The organism is Agromyces luteolus, assembly GCF_009729855.1.
In the GTDB taxonomy this organism is placed as follows: Bacteria; Actinomycetota; Actinomycetes; order Actinomycetales; family Microbacteriaceae; genus Agromyces; species Agromyces luteolus.
In genome coordinates this window covers 261,694-274,920 of sequence record NZ_WODA01000002.1, presented here as the reverse complement: position 1 = coordinate 274,920, position 13,227 = coordinate 261,694, and the positions used below count along the sequence as shown (strand labels likewise).

Here is a 13,227-nt window from a genome sequence, read left to right as displayed (position 1 = left end):
GGTCGGCCGCAACGCTGTACGGTGTGTCGAGTCCCCTACGGAAGGCCCCATGAGACCCGGACCCCGACGAAGCCTCACGCACGCCGAGATCCTCGAGGCCGCCTTCGCGCTGCTCGAGACGAAGGGGTTCGAGGCGGTCTCCGTCCGCGGCGTCGCGGGCGTGCTCGGGCTGACGCCGACCGCGATGTACACGTACTACCCGAACAAGGGCGCGCTGCTCGCCGGCATGGTCGAGCAGCTGCTCGGCCGGGTCGACACGAGCGAAGCGGATGGCGCCGCGACCCCCGAGCACGCCCGCACCCGAGTCGTCGAGCTCGCCCAGGGCCTTCGGTCGATCCTCGTCGAACGTCCCGGGGCCGTCGGACTGCTCCTCGCGACCCCGCTCGACGGACCCAACGCGCGGCGGCTCGACGAACGCCTGCTCGCGGCCTTCGCCGACGCGGGACTCGACCCGGTCGCGGCGAGCCGCGCGACGCACGCCGTGCGCGTGCACGTGCTCGGCGCCGTCGCGTTCGACGCGGCCGAGGAGGAGCGCTCGCCCGGGGGGCCGACGGCCGCCGACCCGGGGCCTGCGCCCGCGGCATCCGCCACCCTCTGGGACGACGCCGAGACGTTCCCACTGGGCGACCGCTCCCGCGGACTCGGAGACGATCCCGCCGGTCGGTTCGCCTGGGGCATCGAGCGACTGCTCGACGGGCTGCTCGCGCCCGCCCCGATCGCCCGCGGCTGAGCGGCCGACCTGTCGGCCGCGCAGAATCCCGACACGCGACGAGGCGCCGACCCCCGAGGGGGCCGGCGCCTCGCCGGTTCGGGTCGCTCGGGATCAGCCCGCCGAGGGCGGGGTCACCTCGATGAGCGCCGCGGTGTTGCCGGTCAGGGCCTTCTTCACCGAGATGACGGTGCCGTAGCCCACGCCGTCGTCGGCCGGGTCGCCCGAGCCGAACGGACCGAGCCCGATGTCGAGGCCGTAGTACTCCGTCGCCGGCGTGCCGTCGAGGTAGGTCAGCGGCACCGAGTACGGCGCGTTGCCCACGGACGGGACGACCACCGAGGCGTCGCGGTCGCGGTAGAACAGCGCGCCGTCCGACGGACGGACCGCGAAGCCGGGCACCCAGCCCTGGTCGTCGGTGAAGGTGCTCACCGCGGGCAGGGACGGGACGTCGGTGCAGTACTCCGTGTCGGAGCCGGCGACCGTGAAGCACTCCGTGAAGGGGTGCGTCCCGGTGAGGCCGAACGCCGCGTTCGACGACTGCGCGCGCGAGGGCATCACGTTCAGGGTCGTCGGGTCGGCGTCGGCCGCCGCGCCCGTGCGCTGCAGCGGGTCGAAGTGGCTGTCCACGATGAGCAGACCGCCCTTCGCGCCGTAGCTCGGCAGGGCCGCCTCGTTCGAGATGATCTGGTTCGAGTTGCCGTACGTCGTGTCGCGGTACCAGACGAGGGCACCGGGCGCGTTGTAGGCGACCTTCTCGACCTTCCAGGCGCCGTCGCTGTAGACGGTGTTGTAGCCGTACTTCAGGCCCTCGTCGAAGCCGTCGAAGTTGCGCCACTCGACGAGGTAGTACTGCGCCTTGACCGAGGTGCCGGTGTCGATGCGCCAGCCGGGCCCGGTCGTGTCGACGAAGGTCGACACCTCGGGGGTCCAGCCGTTGTCGCCCGACTCGACGTCGTCGCTCCAGACCGTCGCGCCGTCGGCGACGAGCTCGAAGTCGTCGGCGAACCAGCCGCGGTCGAGGTAGGCGGCGTCGGTCGCCTGGCGGAGGCGCAGCTGCACGGTGGTGCCGGCGTACGGGGTCAGGTCGACGTAGTGGTGCTGCCAACCGTGCGTGTCGCCCGTGAGGCCGTACTCCAGCCCGCCGTAGTCGGCGAGGCGGTTGTTCGGGTCGCCGTAGGCGTCACTCGTCGAGACCTCGGCACCGCTCTCGTCGTAGACCTTCTGCTGGCTCCAGGTGGTGCCGCCGTCGGTCGAGACCTCGATGAAGCCGTAGTCCCAGTCCGCCTCGATGACGTAGTCGTTCCACATCCAGAACTTCGCGTCCGCTGCGGCGGGCACGTCGACCGAACGGCTGAGGCGGATGTCCGCCCAGTCCTGGTCGGCGCCGGAGTACCACATGTCCTCGCCGCTGTGCGCGTCCGCGAGGGTGATCACCTTGTCGGGGAGGTTGACCTTGATGCCGTCCTCGGTGCCCTTCTTGGGACGCGAGGTCTGGCCGACCTTGATGGTCCGCGGGTCGTCGCCGGGGTTCACGACCTCGGGGTCGGCCCAGCCGAGGACCCACTTGTCCCAGAGGCCCATGTGCGTCGGCATCGACTGGAAGATCGGGCCGGAGTGCGAGCCGGACGACATCAGGTCCCAGAAGTCGACGTCGGAGCTGCCGGCGCCGGAGACGTCGTACAGGTCGGGGAGGCCCAGGTCGTGGCCGTACTCGTGCGCGAACACGCCGACGCCCGAGTCCTCGGGCTGCACGATGTAGTTCGACAGCTTGAGGTCGGTGCCGGGGATGTCGGCGCCGCCGGCGACGGCCGAGGAGTGCGCCCAGACGGCGTAGGTGCCCTCGGCACCGCCGCCGCCGGACTTGTCCTCACCGGCGTGCACCAGCACGACGTGGTCGATCACGCCGTCGGGCTCGGAGTAGTTCCCGTCCCCGTCGCGGTCGGCCTGGTCCTCGATGTCGTAGTCGGCCCAGGGGAAGTCCGGCTGCGCGGCGGCGAGCGCCTCGACCGCGTGGATCGGCAGCGCGTTCGCGCCGATGGGGTTGTCGGGGTGGCCCTGCATGCCCTGGTAGGCGCCCGCCTCCCACTCGCCCTCGTCGTTCATGAAGCACGTCGTCGCGCCGTACCAGCCCTCGGAGTGCGGCAGGGTGACCCACTGGGTGGCCTCACCGGTGACGGTGTACGCCCCGCGCGACATCTCCTCGTACATCGACTTCATCGTGTAGCCGGAGATGTCGATGCCGGGCTGTCCGTCGGGGCCGGTCAGGTCGGTGCGGACGCGCTCGGTGATCCCCTCGTCCGTGAAGAGCATCTTGTCGAAGTGCTCCGGCGAGAAGTCCTCGACCCACATGGAGTTGTTGTCGAGCTCCGGGTAGTCGGCGGGGTTCGGGATGTTGTTGTGCAGCGGGCCGTTCACGACCTCGCCGGGCTTGCACGTCGAGGCGCCCCAGTACTCGGGCACCTGGACGTCGGTGAAGTCGTCGTTCGCCTCGTCGTTGAACTCGATGAGGATCGTCAGGAGCTTGGCCTCCTGCGTCGACTTCGCCTGCTTCAGCGCCTTCGGGCTCTTGCCGGTCTTGATCGACTTCGCCTCGAGCTTGGCCAGCTGGCGAGCCGTGGCCGGGTTGCCCTGCGCGTACTTCTTGTCGAGCGCGTCCGACAGCTCGGCGACCGAGCCGCTGACCTTCCCCGCCTTCGCGGCGGCGCCGTCGACGGTCGCGTCGAGCGCCTCGTCGGTCTCGAACGCGGCCTCCGCCCGTGGGGCGGCGTAGTTCATGTAGTACTCATCGGCACCGATGACCGGTGCCGGTGCGGCGGTCGCCGTGCTCGTTCCCACGGTCGCCAAGCCGGCGGCCGCGAGTGCGAGCACGGGGATCGTCGCAACCACGCGACGACGCGCGCGGCTGGTCTTCCCTGACATGCTTCTCCCTCCGAGTGCCCGCGACGGTGACCGCGGGACACGAAACGTCGTCCGCCGGTGGGCGGACGTACCCGGCATCCTGCCCCCCATCCGGGGGCGGAGGGAAGGGTCCGGATGGGAGGGACCCCGAATCGTTGCTATCGAGGTTTTCTCGCGTTCAAGGGGAGCGTGACGACGGATGCTTCGACGGATCCGGGCGAGGTCGAAGCATCCGTCATGAGCGGCGGCGCATGAGAATCCGCCCGACGGCCGTCCTCGGGCGCCTGTCGGGCGGATCCTCATGCACGTCGGAGCAGCGGCGAGCGGATGCCCGGCGGCTCGCCGGGGCCGAGGCGGTCAGCCGACGAGCAGGGCCCGGAGCTGGTCGGCCGAGTGCACGACGGCGATGGCGTCGGCGGCCTCGGCCGGGGAGCCGTACCCCCACTCGACGAGGATCGTCGGGATCTCGTGGGCGGCCGCGCCGAGCGCGTCGTAGCCGCGGTCGCCGACCATCACCGCGTCGGACGTGTCGAGCCCGAGGCCGTCCAGCCGGCGCAGCGCCTCGGCGACGACGTCGGCCTTCGTGCTGCGCTCCTCGTCGTCGCTGGCGCCCGCGATGACCGTGAAGTACCGCTCGAGGCCGGTGTGCGCGAGCACCGCGCGCGCCATCGACTCGGGCTTGCTCGTGGCGAGCGCGATCGGCAGGCCGGCGGCCTGGACGGCCTGGAGCACGCCCTCGACGCCGGGGAAGACGGGGGAGTGCAGGAGGTGGTCGTCGTAGTGGTCGCGGTAGACGTTCAGCGCCTCCCAGGCGTCGACGTCGCTGAAGCCCGCGGTCATGCGGAGGCTGTCGAGCAGGGGCGGGCCGACGTAGGAGCGGAGCGTCTCGCGATCGGGCACGGGCACGCCCATCTCGGTGAACATGTGGGCGAGGGAGTCCATGATCTCGCTCGCGGAGTCGATGATCGTGCCGTCGAGGTCGAACAGCACGGCGGACCACTCGCGCGGGGGAGCGACGGTGGTTGCGGGGAGGAGGGAAGTCACCGCGTCATACTAGGCGCACGAAATCCGAGGAACACTCGGGAATGCTGTGTGCGGGCTGAATGCCGGGCGTCGGCGGCACCAGGGGCGGGGCACCCGACGCGGGCTAGAAGAGCCGCGCGTGGCCGCTCTCGACGCCCTTCATCGCGTCGTAGTCGAGCACGACGCAGCGGATGCCGCGGTCCTCCGCGAGCGTACGGGCCTGCGGCTTGATCTCCTGCGCCGCGAACACGCCCGTCACGGGCGCGAGCAGCGGATCGCGATTCATCAGCTCGAGGTACCTGGTGAGCTGTTCGACGCCGTCGATGTCGCCGCGGCGCTTCAGCTCGACCGCGACCGAGGCGCCCGCGGCATCCGTCGCCAGGATGTCGACCGGGCCGATCGCCGTCATGTACTCGCGGCGCACGAGCCGGTAGCCGTCGCCCAGCAGCTCGATCTGCTCGGCGAGCAGCCGCTGCAGGTGCGACTCGACGCCGTCCTTCACGAGCCCCGGGTCGACGCCGAGGTCGTGCGCCGAATCGTGAAGCACCTCGTGGATCGACACGACGAGCTGGTCGGCGGTCTTCGCGTGCGTGACCTTCCACACCTCGGTGACGCCCGCCGCGCGCTGGTCGTCGTCGGGCTCGCCCGCGGCGAGCGTGCACGGCGGGCTCATCCAGTTCAGCGGCTTGTAGCTGCCGCCGTCGGAGTGCACGAGCAGGCTTCCGTCGCCCTTCACCATGAGGAGGCGGGTCGCGAGCGGCAGGTGCGCCGAGAGCCGGCCGGCGTAGTCGACGGAGCAGCGGGCGATGACGAGACGCACCCGACGAGTCTACGTTGGACGTGGGGCGGGTCGCCGTGGGCGCGGCCCACGACGGACGGGGGCGTCATGGGGCGCGTGGTCTACGGCAACCAGATGTCGCTCGACGGGTACGTCGCCGATCGGGAGGGCCGCTTCGACTGGGCCGTGCCCGGCGAGGACGTGCACGCGGCGGTCAACGACGACGTGCGGAACGTCGGCACGTTCGTGCTCGGCCGGCGCGTCTGGGAGGTGCTCCGCGCGTGGGACGTCATGGACGTGGCCGACCAGGGCGGCGCCGTGCGCGACTTCGCCGGGATCTGGGCCGCCGCCGACAAGGTCGTGTGCTCGCGCACCCTCGAGGAGGAGGACCTCGCCAACGCGCCGCGCACGCGGCTCTCGCGGACCTTCGACCCCGACGAGGTGCGCGCGCTCGCCGCGGCATCCGACCGCGACGTCGCCGTCGGCGGGCCCGAGCTCGCGTCGCAGGCGCTCGCCTCCGGGATCGTCGACGAGGTGTCGCTGCACGTGCACCCGGTCGTCGTCGGCGCGGGCACCCCGGCGTTCCCGACGCCCGTGCGGCTGGCCCTCGAGCTCGTCGAGGAGCGCGGATTCGCCGGCGGGGTCGTCGGCCTCCGCTATCGGCCGCGCGGCTGAGCGCCGCCTCTGGGTGCCATCGAGTGATACCGCTACCGCCGAATGATGCCGCGGCACCGGTATCAGTCGGCGGAACCCGTATCACTCGGCGGTACCTGGACGACTCGTGGGCTCGAGCCGCCGGGTCGGCCGGCGCCGACGGCGTCAGCCGACGCGGCGGCTCCGCTCGCGCGCCGCGGGCGCGGCGATGCCGGCCATCACCATCAGGCCGAGCAGCACGAGCATGCCGTTCAGGATGCCGAACTCCTCGCCGAGGAACCCGATGAGCGGCGGTCCGACCAGGAACGCGCAGTAGCCGATCATCGCGACCGCGGAGACGCGAGCCGCGGCATCCGCTCGATCGGGCACGTCGGCCGCGGCCGACATGCCGACGGGGAACGCCAGCGAGCAGCCGATACCCCAGAGCAGGGTGCCGACGACGAGCATCCACGGCTCGGTGCCGAAGATGAAGAGCGAGAGGCCGATCACGCCGATGCCGGCCATGACCTGCAGCATGAGCACGCGGCCGAAGCGGTCGATGAACGGGCCGCCGAGCACACGGGCAGCGGTGATCGCGATGGTGAACACGGTGAAGACGGCGGCGCCCGTCGTCGCGTCGAGACCGTGGCCGTCGACCACGGCGAGGGCGATCCAGTCGTTGGCGCTGCCCTCGGCGAACGACATGCCGAGCATGACCACGCCGATGAGGAGGAGCCGGACGTCGGTCCAGACCGAGAGGCTGCGGCGGATGCGGACCCCGAGCGGCTCGCGCGGAGTATCGGCGTGCGTGTCGTCGCCGAGCTCCTCGCGGAGGGGGACGAACCGCACCGCGATCACGACGCCGACGGCGATGAAGCCGGCGATGACGCCGAGGTGGATCGCGGTCGCGATCCCCAGGGCGGATGCCGCGGCCGCGAGCCCCGCGCCGGCGACCGTGCCGAAGCTGAAGAACGCGTGCATGAGCGGCATGACCGTCTTGCCGAGTTCGCGCTCGGCCTCTGCGCCTTCGACGTTCATCATGACGTCGACGGCGCCGTTGCCGAACCCGAAGAGCGCGAGGCCGACGACGATGAGAGCGACGCTCGGCAGCACCGAGCCGCCGAGCCCGACCGACACGAGGCCCGCCGCGGCCGTGGCCAGGACGCCGATCATGCCGAGGCGCGCGCCGAAGCGCGCCATGAGCCACGGCGCCGCGACGAGGCCGACGATCGAGGCGATCGAGCCCATGAGGATGACGAGCCCGACGCCCTGCGTGCTGAGCCCGACGGCGTCGCGGAGCGCCGGGATGCGGGCGACCCAGCTGGCCAGGCCGAAGCCGGAGAGGAAGAAGATCGCGAAGATCGCGTTCCGCCACGCGACGAGTTCGTGGCGAGGGCGAGCGGATGCCGCGGCGCGCGTCTCGGCGTCGTCGGTTCCGGGTGCGTGCTGGTCGTGCTCGCTCATGGTGTCTGCGTGGTCTCGGTGCTGCGACATTACTGCCTCGTCGTCGGGGTGGTCTGCGGGCCGGGATCGGCGTCGTGGGTCGAATCGATTCGAGTCGAATCGATTCGAGGATAGACCGGGCGCGCGCAGGGTGCAAGCGCGAGATCGTGCCGGCCGGGCGCGACACGCCGATGGGGGCGAAACGGGGGGTACCGGCGCGTGCGCCGGTCGTGTGATGATGACCGCAATCGAGGACGGATGCCACCGGAAGGGGTGCCGTCCTCGTCCATGTCCGCGGTGCACGCGCGCCCGGGGCGGCGCCGCGGGTCCGCGCCCGAGTCGGCCGCCCGGGTCGGCCGCCCGAGTCCGCCGCCCGAGTCCGCAGTCGGAGTCCGACGGCCGGGTCGACGCCCGTCGTCGCCGCCCCGCGGCATCCGCTCGCCCCGCTCGTTACGATGATCGGGTCACCTCGACGCGCGCCGTGACCCTCGGCGGGCGAGCCCGGCACCCGCACACCCCGTGGGCGCCCGTACGAAGTCAGGACACCGACGCCGATGAAGGCCCTGTACAAGTCCGCGCCCGGCGCGGGATTCGAGTTCGTCGACCGCCCCGAGCCCGAGACGGGCCCGGCCGACGTCAAGATCCGGGTGCTCCGCACGGGCATCTGCGGCACCGACCTGCACATCGACCAGTGGGACGACTGGTGCTCGTCCGAGATCCGAACGCCCCTCATCGCCGGCCACGAGTTCTACGGCGAGGTCGTCGAGGTGGGCGAGCTCGTGCACGACGTCTCGGTGGGCGATCGCGTCTCCGGCGAGGGGCACATCGTGTGCGGCATGTGCCGCAACTGCCGGGCGGGCCGCCGCCAGATGTGCATCCGCACCAAGGGCGTGGGCCTGCACCGCGACGGCGCGTTCGCGGAGTTCATCGTCCTGCCCGGCGAGAACGTCTGGGTGCACCACGACGACGTCGATCCCGAGGTGGGCGCGATCTTCGACCCGTTCGGCAACGCCGTGCACACCGCGCTCGCCTTCTCGCTCGTCGGCGAGGACGTGCTCGTCACCGGCTGCGGGCCCATCGGCCTGATGTCGATCGCGGTCGCCCGCCACGTCGGCGCCCGCTTCATCGTCGCGTCCGACGTCTCGCCCGCCCGCCTCGAGCTCGCGATGAAGATGGGGGCGGATGCCACGGTCGACGTGTCGCGCGAGCGCGTCCGCGACCTGCAGCCGCGCCTCGGCATGCGCGAGGGCTTCGACGTCGGCTTCGAGATGTCGGGCTCGGCGAAGGCGCTGCCCGAGATGATCGACAACATGAACCACGGCGGCCGGATCGCGCTGCTCGGCCTCCCGAGCGAGCCCTTCGCCATCGACTGGGGCAAGGTCGTGACCCATATGCTCACGCTCAAGGGCATCTACGGCCGCGAGATGTTCGAGACGTGGAACTCGATGAGCGCCATGCTGCAGACCAGCAGCGAGCTGCGCGAGCGCGTGGCATCCATCATCAGCGACCGCTACCCCGCGCGGGAGTGGCGCGCGGCCTTCGACGCCGCGGCCTCGGGCGGCGCCGGCAAGGTCATCCTCGACTGGACGGAGGTCTGAACGTGTACGGATCGGTGAAGGAGCAGCTGCGCGCAGAGCTCGACGAGATCGAGGCCGCGGGCCTGACCAAGCGCGAGCGCGGCATCCACGGACCGCAGTCCTCCGAGATCGAGGTCGCGGGCCGCACGGTGCTGAACTTCTGCGCCAACAACTACCTCGGCCTCGCCGACGACCCGCGGATCGTCGCCGCCGCGCACCGCGGCCTCGACGAGTGGGGCTACGGCCTCGCGAGCGTCCGGTTCATCTGCGGCACGCAGGAGCTGCACCTCGAGCTCGAGCGCGCGGTGTCCGACTTCCTCGGCTACGACGACACCATCCTGTTCTCGTCGTGCTTCGACGCGAACGGCGGCGTCTTCGAGGTGCTCTTCGGGCCGGATGACGCGATCATCTCCGACGAGCTCAACCACGCGTCGATCATCGACGGCATCCGCCTCTCCAAGGCGCAGCGCTTCCGGTACCGCAACCGCGACCTGGCCGACCTCGAGGCGCAGCTCGTCGCCGCGTCGGGCGCGCGCCGCCGCGTGATCGTCACCGACGGGGTCTTCTCCATGGACGGGTACATCGCGCCCCTCCGCGCGATCTGCGACCTGGCCGAGCAGTACGACGCGCTCGTGTTCGTCGACGACTCGCACGCGGTCGGCTTCGTGGGTGCCCACGGGCGTGGCACGCCCGAGTACTGCGGCGTCGAGGGGCGCGTCGACATCACGACCGGCACGTTCGGCAAGGCGCTCGGCGGGGCGTCCGGCGGGTACGTCGCCGCCCGGCAGGAGATCGTCGACCTGCTGCGGCAGCGCGCGCGGCCGTACCTCTTCTCGAACACGCTCGCGCCGGCGATCGTCGCCGGCACCATCGAGGCGCTGCGGCTGGTGAGCGAGTCGGGCGAACTGCGGCAGCGGCTGACCGCGAACGCGGCGCTGTTCCGGTCGCTCATGGACGAGGCCGGCTTCGAACTGCTGCCGGGCGAGCACCCGATCGTGCCGGTGATGTTCGGCGACGCCGCCCTCACGGCGCGCATCGCCGACGCGCTGCAGGAGCGCGGGGTGTACGTGACCGCGTTCTCGTACCCGGTCGTGCCGAAGGGCAGGGCGCGAATCCGCGTGCAGCTCTCGGCCGCGCACTCGGAGGACGAGGTCCGTCGCTGCGTCGCGGCGTTCACGGCGGCGCGCGACGCCGTGCTCGCGGGCGCGCCCGCGTGATCGATCGGCCCGTCGCGCGCAAGGGGGCTGTGGACTCGCCGCGGTCGGCGTAGCGTCGGCAGTGCGCCGACGCGCGATCCGCGTCGGGCGCGAGGGGCTCGCGTCGCCGGCGGCTCCGGGCCGTCTGCGGCGTCGACGCGGAGGTCGACCCGACCCCGCGCAGCGGGCGCCCGACGACGACGGGAGGCAGGAGATGCTGGAGGACCTGGTCGTGACCTCGGCGGTCGAGATCGATGCGCCGCCGGAACGCGTGTGGGCGGTGATCACCGACCCCGAAGCGGCGCGCGAGTACATGTTCGGCACCCGGCTCGACGCGGACTGGATGGTCGGCGGAGCGCTGCGGTGGAGGGGCGAGTGGCAGGGCCGGCCCTACGAGGACCACGGGACCGTGCTCGAGATCGACCCTCCGCATCGCCTCGTGCACACGCACTTCAGCCCCCGCCGCACGAGCGGACTCGAACCCGACGACCACCACACCCTCACGTGGACGATCGACGGCGGCGGCGATGCGCCGACCGTGCTCTCGCTCTCGCAGGACAACAACGCGACGCCCGAGTCGGCGGCGCACGCGAAGCGCATGTGGGACTCGCTCGTCGCGAAGGTCAAGGAGATCGCCGAGCGCGGCTGACGCCGAGGCGCCGCCTCGCGCGCGCTCGCCTGCCCGCGTGCCTCGCGCCGCATCGCCTCGCCTCGCCTCGCCGCGCCTCGCGCCTCGCGCCGCCTCGCCTCGCCTCGCCAGCTTTGTAGGACCATGGGCGCTTTGGAGGACGCAAAGGTCTGCCGGCGTCCTACAGACCGAGGGAAGGCCCACAAACTCCAACGCCGGAATGGCTCAGGGCGCCCTCGAATCGATTCGACCGTACAATCGAAGGGTGAGCCCCGAACCCGCCGCCACGACCGCCGCCACCACGCGCGTGACGCTCGCCGACGTCGCCGCGCTCGCAGGCGTGTCCGCATCGACGGCGTCGCTCGCCTTCAGCGGCTCCGGCCCGGTGTCGGATGCCACGAAGGAGCGCGTCCTCGCCGCGGCATCCGAGCTCGGCTACGCCGGCCCCGACCCGCGCGCCAGGTCGCTCCGCCGAGGCCGCTCAGGCATCGTCGGCGTCGTCCTCGAGGAGCGGGTGCGCGCCGCGTTCCTCGACCCGGTGAAGATCCAGACCCTCGACGGACTGACCGAGGGCATCGCCCCGCTCGGCGCCGGCCTGCTCCTCTTCACCGACTCGGGCGACCCCGACGCGCCCGTCAGCCTCGACACCGCCCCGGTCGACGCCGTCGTTCTGATCGGCTGCAGCCCGAAGTTCTTCCGCCAGGTCGAGGCGCTCCAGCGCCGCGGCATCCCGCTCGTCGCCATCGAGGGCGCGCCCGGCGGCGACATCCCCGAGATCACGATCGACAACCGCGAGGCCACGCGGCTCGGCGCGGAGCACGTGCGCGCGCTCGGGCACACTGAGGTCGCGACGGTCACGCTGCCGTTCGAGCCCACGCGCGCGCGCGGCGAGCTCACGCCCGAGATCGAGGCCGGCGCGACCGTCGACACCGCCGTCGAGCGGCTGCGCGGCGCGCGCGACGTCTTCCCCGGCATCCGGGTGAGCGTGGCGGGCGCGAGCTCGATCGAGGAGGGCCTCGAGGCGGCGCGCCCCCTGCTGGCGGATGCCGCGGCGCGGCCGACCGCGATCATCGCGCAGTCCGACCTGCTCGCGGCCGGCGTCATCCAGGCGGCTGAGGAACTCGGCCTCGAGGTGCCGGGCGACCTCAGCGTCATCGGGTTCGACGGCATCCGCGTCGACGGCCTCCAGCACGACCTGACGACGCTCGTGCAGCCGTCGGTCGCGAAGGGTCGCGCGGCTGGCGAGGCGATCGTCCGCATGCTGTCGGGCGAAGCGGCATCCGGCACCGACTTCACGAGCACGCTGCACGTGGGCGACACGACCGCGCCGCCCCGCGCCTGAGCGCCCGACGCTCGGTCGAGCCGCGCTCGGGGCGCGCTTCCGCATCTCGAGCGCGTGTACATCCGACCAGCGCGCGTGCGTCCGCGAACGCGCTCGTCGGAGATACACGCGCTCGCGGAGGAGGCGTGAATCGGCTGGGGCGGGCGTCGCCGCTCAGGACGGCGTGATCTCGCCCGAGCCCGAGACGGTGCTGCGGATCTCCGGACGCCCCGAGTACCGCACCGTGCCGCTGCCCGAGAGCACGACCTCGAGCGAGTCCGACGCGTCGACCGAGATCTCACCCGATCCCGAGAGCACGACGCGCGCGCTGTCGGCGCGGAGCTGCGAGGCGTCGACGTCACCCGATCCGTCGACCTGGACCTGGAGCTCCTCCGTGGTCCCGGACGGCACGATCGACCCCGACCCGCTGATCGAGGCGCGCACGGATGTCGCGTCGAGCTCATCGGTCTCGATCTCACCCGAGCCGCGGATCTCGAGCGCCACGTCGTCGGCGTCGCCGAACTCGGCGGTCACGTCGCCGGAGCCCGAGATGAGGACCGACTCGAGCGAGGTCAGGGTGATGTCGAAGACCAGGTCGCGCGCGCCGACGACGATCGGGCCGCGCTGGACGTCGATCACGAGCTGGTCGCCCTCCACCTCGGTCGTGAGGCGGTCGAGCACGTTCTCGCCGCCCGTCACGGTGAGCGACGGCGACTCGCCGAGCCGGATCGTCATGTCGCCCGCGCCGCGGAGCACGACGCCCGACGCGTCGTCGATCTCCCGCGTCTCGGTGCGGGTGTCGCCGGCCGTGACGAAGGGCACGCACGCGGTGAGCCCCACGAGCACGCCGGCGGCGAGGATCGCCGCCGAGGTGCGGGCGATCGCACGGTTCGGGGCGTGGACGGCGGGGCGGGGCAGGGCGCGACGCGCGGGCATGTCGGCCTCCTTCGAACGGCGCTGCCTCGAACCTAGGCCGTGCGTGCGCGCACGGACGGGCCATTGGTCACGCGGGGGCACG

11 protein-coding genes are annotated in these 13,227 nt (G+C 72.2%); 6 read left to right on the top strand and 5 right to left on the bottom strand.

Translation table 11 applies throughout. The annotated features are described in order from the left end of the window. Positions 1-49 precede the first annotated feature (49 nt). Positions 50-730, top strand: coding sequence for a TetR/AcrR family transcriptional regulator (locus tag GLX25_RS01470; protein ID WP_166548322.1), 681 nt, complete (start codon positions 50-52; stop codon positions 728-730). 93 nt (positions 731-823) lie between these two features. Here GLX25_RS01470 and GLX25_RS01465 read toward each other — a convergent pair whose 3' ends face one another. From GLX25_RS01465 to nucS, 3 genes are all read right to left on the bottom strand, one after another. Beyond that, positions 824-3,631 (bottom strand): immune inhibitor A domain-containing protein, encoded by a 2,808-nt coding sequence (locus GLX25_RS01465; RefSeq protein ID WP_155840414.1) that lies wholly within the window; start codon positions 3,629-3,631, stop codon positions 824-826. Between the two features lie 336 nt (positions 3,632-3,967). Further along, complete coding sequence (locus GLX25_RS01460) at positions 3,968-4,654, bottom strand: HAD hydrolase-like protein (RefSeq protein WP_166548321.1); 687 nt, start codon at positions 4,652-4,654, stop codon at positions 3,968-3,970. A gap of 103 nt (positions 4,655-4,757) precedes the next feature. Then, entirely contained in the window at positions 4,758-5,453 is a 696-nt protein-coding gene (gene nucS, locus GLX25_RS01455) for an endonuclease NucS (RefSeq protein ID WP_166548320.1), read from the bottom strand. A gap of 66 nt (positions 5,454-5,519) precedes the next feature. Between nucS and GLX25_RS01450 the strand changes: the two genes are divergently transcribed. Then, entirely contained in the window at positions 5,520-6,086 is a 567-nt protein-coding gene (locus GLX25_RS01450; RefSeq protein WP_155840413.1) for a dihydrofolate reductase family protein, read from the top strand. 144 nt (positions 6,087-6,230) lie between these two features. On the opposite strand, the gene GLX25_RS01445 is transcribed toward GLX25_RS01450, so the two are convergent. After that, the gene (locus GLX25_RS01445; RefSeq protein WP_155840412.1) at positions 6,231-7,508 is read right to left on the bottom strand and encodes an MFS transporter; all 1,278 of its coding nucleotides are present in this window, start codon (positions 7,506-7,508) and stop codon (positions 6,231-6,233) included. Between the two features lie 533 nt (positions 7,509-8,041). On the opposite strand from GLX25_RS01445, the gene tdh reads away from it, so the two are divergent. The 4 genes from tdh to GLX25_RS01425 all read left to right on the top strand — a co-directional run bounded on the left by tdh (position 8,042) and on the right by GLX25_RS01425 (position 12,230). Continuing rightward, on the top strand, positions 8,042-9,085 hold the full coding sequence (gene tdh, locus GLX25_RS01440; protein ID WP_155840411.1) for an L-threonine 3-dehydrogenase: 1,044 nt from the start codon (positions 8,042-8,044) through the stop codon (positions 9,083-9,085). Between the two features lie 2 nt (positions 9,086-9,087). Beyond that, positions 9,088-10,281, top strand: coding sequence for a glycine C-acetyltransferase (locus GLX25_RS01435; protein ID WP_166548319.1), 1,194 nt, complete (start codon positions 9,088-9,090; stop codon positions 10,279-10,281). A gap of 193 nt (positions 10,282-10,474) precedes the next feature. Beyond that, positions 10,475-10,909: an SRPBCC domain-containing protein gene (locus tag GLX25_RS01430; RefSeq protein WP_155840410.1), complete on the top strand. Its 435-nt coding sequence runs from the start codon at positions 10,475-10,477 to the stop codon at positions 10,907-10,909. 244 nt (positions 10,910-11,153) lie between these two features. Beyond that, positions 11,154-12,230: a LacI family DNA-binding transcriptional regulator gene (locus GLX25_RS01425; RefSeq protein ID WP_271192332.1), complete on the top strand. Its 1,077-nt coding sequence runs from the start codon at positions 11,154-11,156 to the stop codon at positions 12,228-12,230. A gap of 153 nt (positions 12,231-12,383) precedes the next feature. On the opposite strand, the gene GLX25_RS01420 is transcribed toward GLX25_RS01425, so the two are convergent. Then, the gene (locus GLX25_RS01420; RefSeq protein WP_155840408.1) at positions 12,384-13,145 is read right to left on the bottom strand and encodes a head GIN domain-containing protein; all 762 of its coding nucleotides are present in this window, start codon (positions 13,143-13,145) and stop codon (positions 12,384-12,386) included. Between the last annotated feature and the right edge of the window lie 82 nt (positions 13,146-13,227).

Bases quoted from the DNA above. Each gene is read 5' to 3' on its own strand.
- GLX25_RS01470 (WP_166548322.1), top strand. From the start codon at position 50: ATGAGACCCGGACCCCGACGAAGCCTCACGCACGCCGAGATCCTCGAG.
- GLX25_RS01465 (WP_155840414.1), bottom strand. From the start codon at position 3,631: ATGTCAGGGAAGACCAGCCGCGCGCGTCGTCGCGTGGTTGCGACGATC.
- GLX25_RS01450 (WP_155840413.1), top strand. From the start codon at position 5,520: ATGGGGCGCGTGGTCTACGGCAACCAGATGTCGCTCGACGGGTACGTC.
- GLX25_RS01445 (WP_155840412.1), bottom strand. From the start codon at position 7,508: ATGAGCGAGCACGACCAGCACGCACCCGGAACCGACGACGCCGAGACG.
- tdh (WP_155840411.1), top strand. From the start codon at position 8,042: ATGAAGGCCCTGTACAAGTCCGCGCCCGGCGCGGGATTCGAGTTCGTC.
- GLX25_RS01430 (WP_155840410.1), top strand. From the start codon at position 10,475: ATGCTGGAGGACCTGGTCGTGACCTCGGCGGTCGAGATCGATGCGCCG.
- GLX25_RS01420 (WP_155840408.1), bottom strand. From the start codon at position 13,145: ATGCCCGCGCGTCGCGCCCTGCCCCGCCCCGCCGTCCACGCCCCGAAC.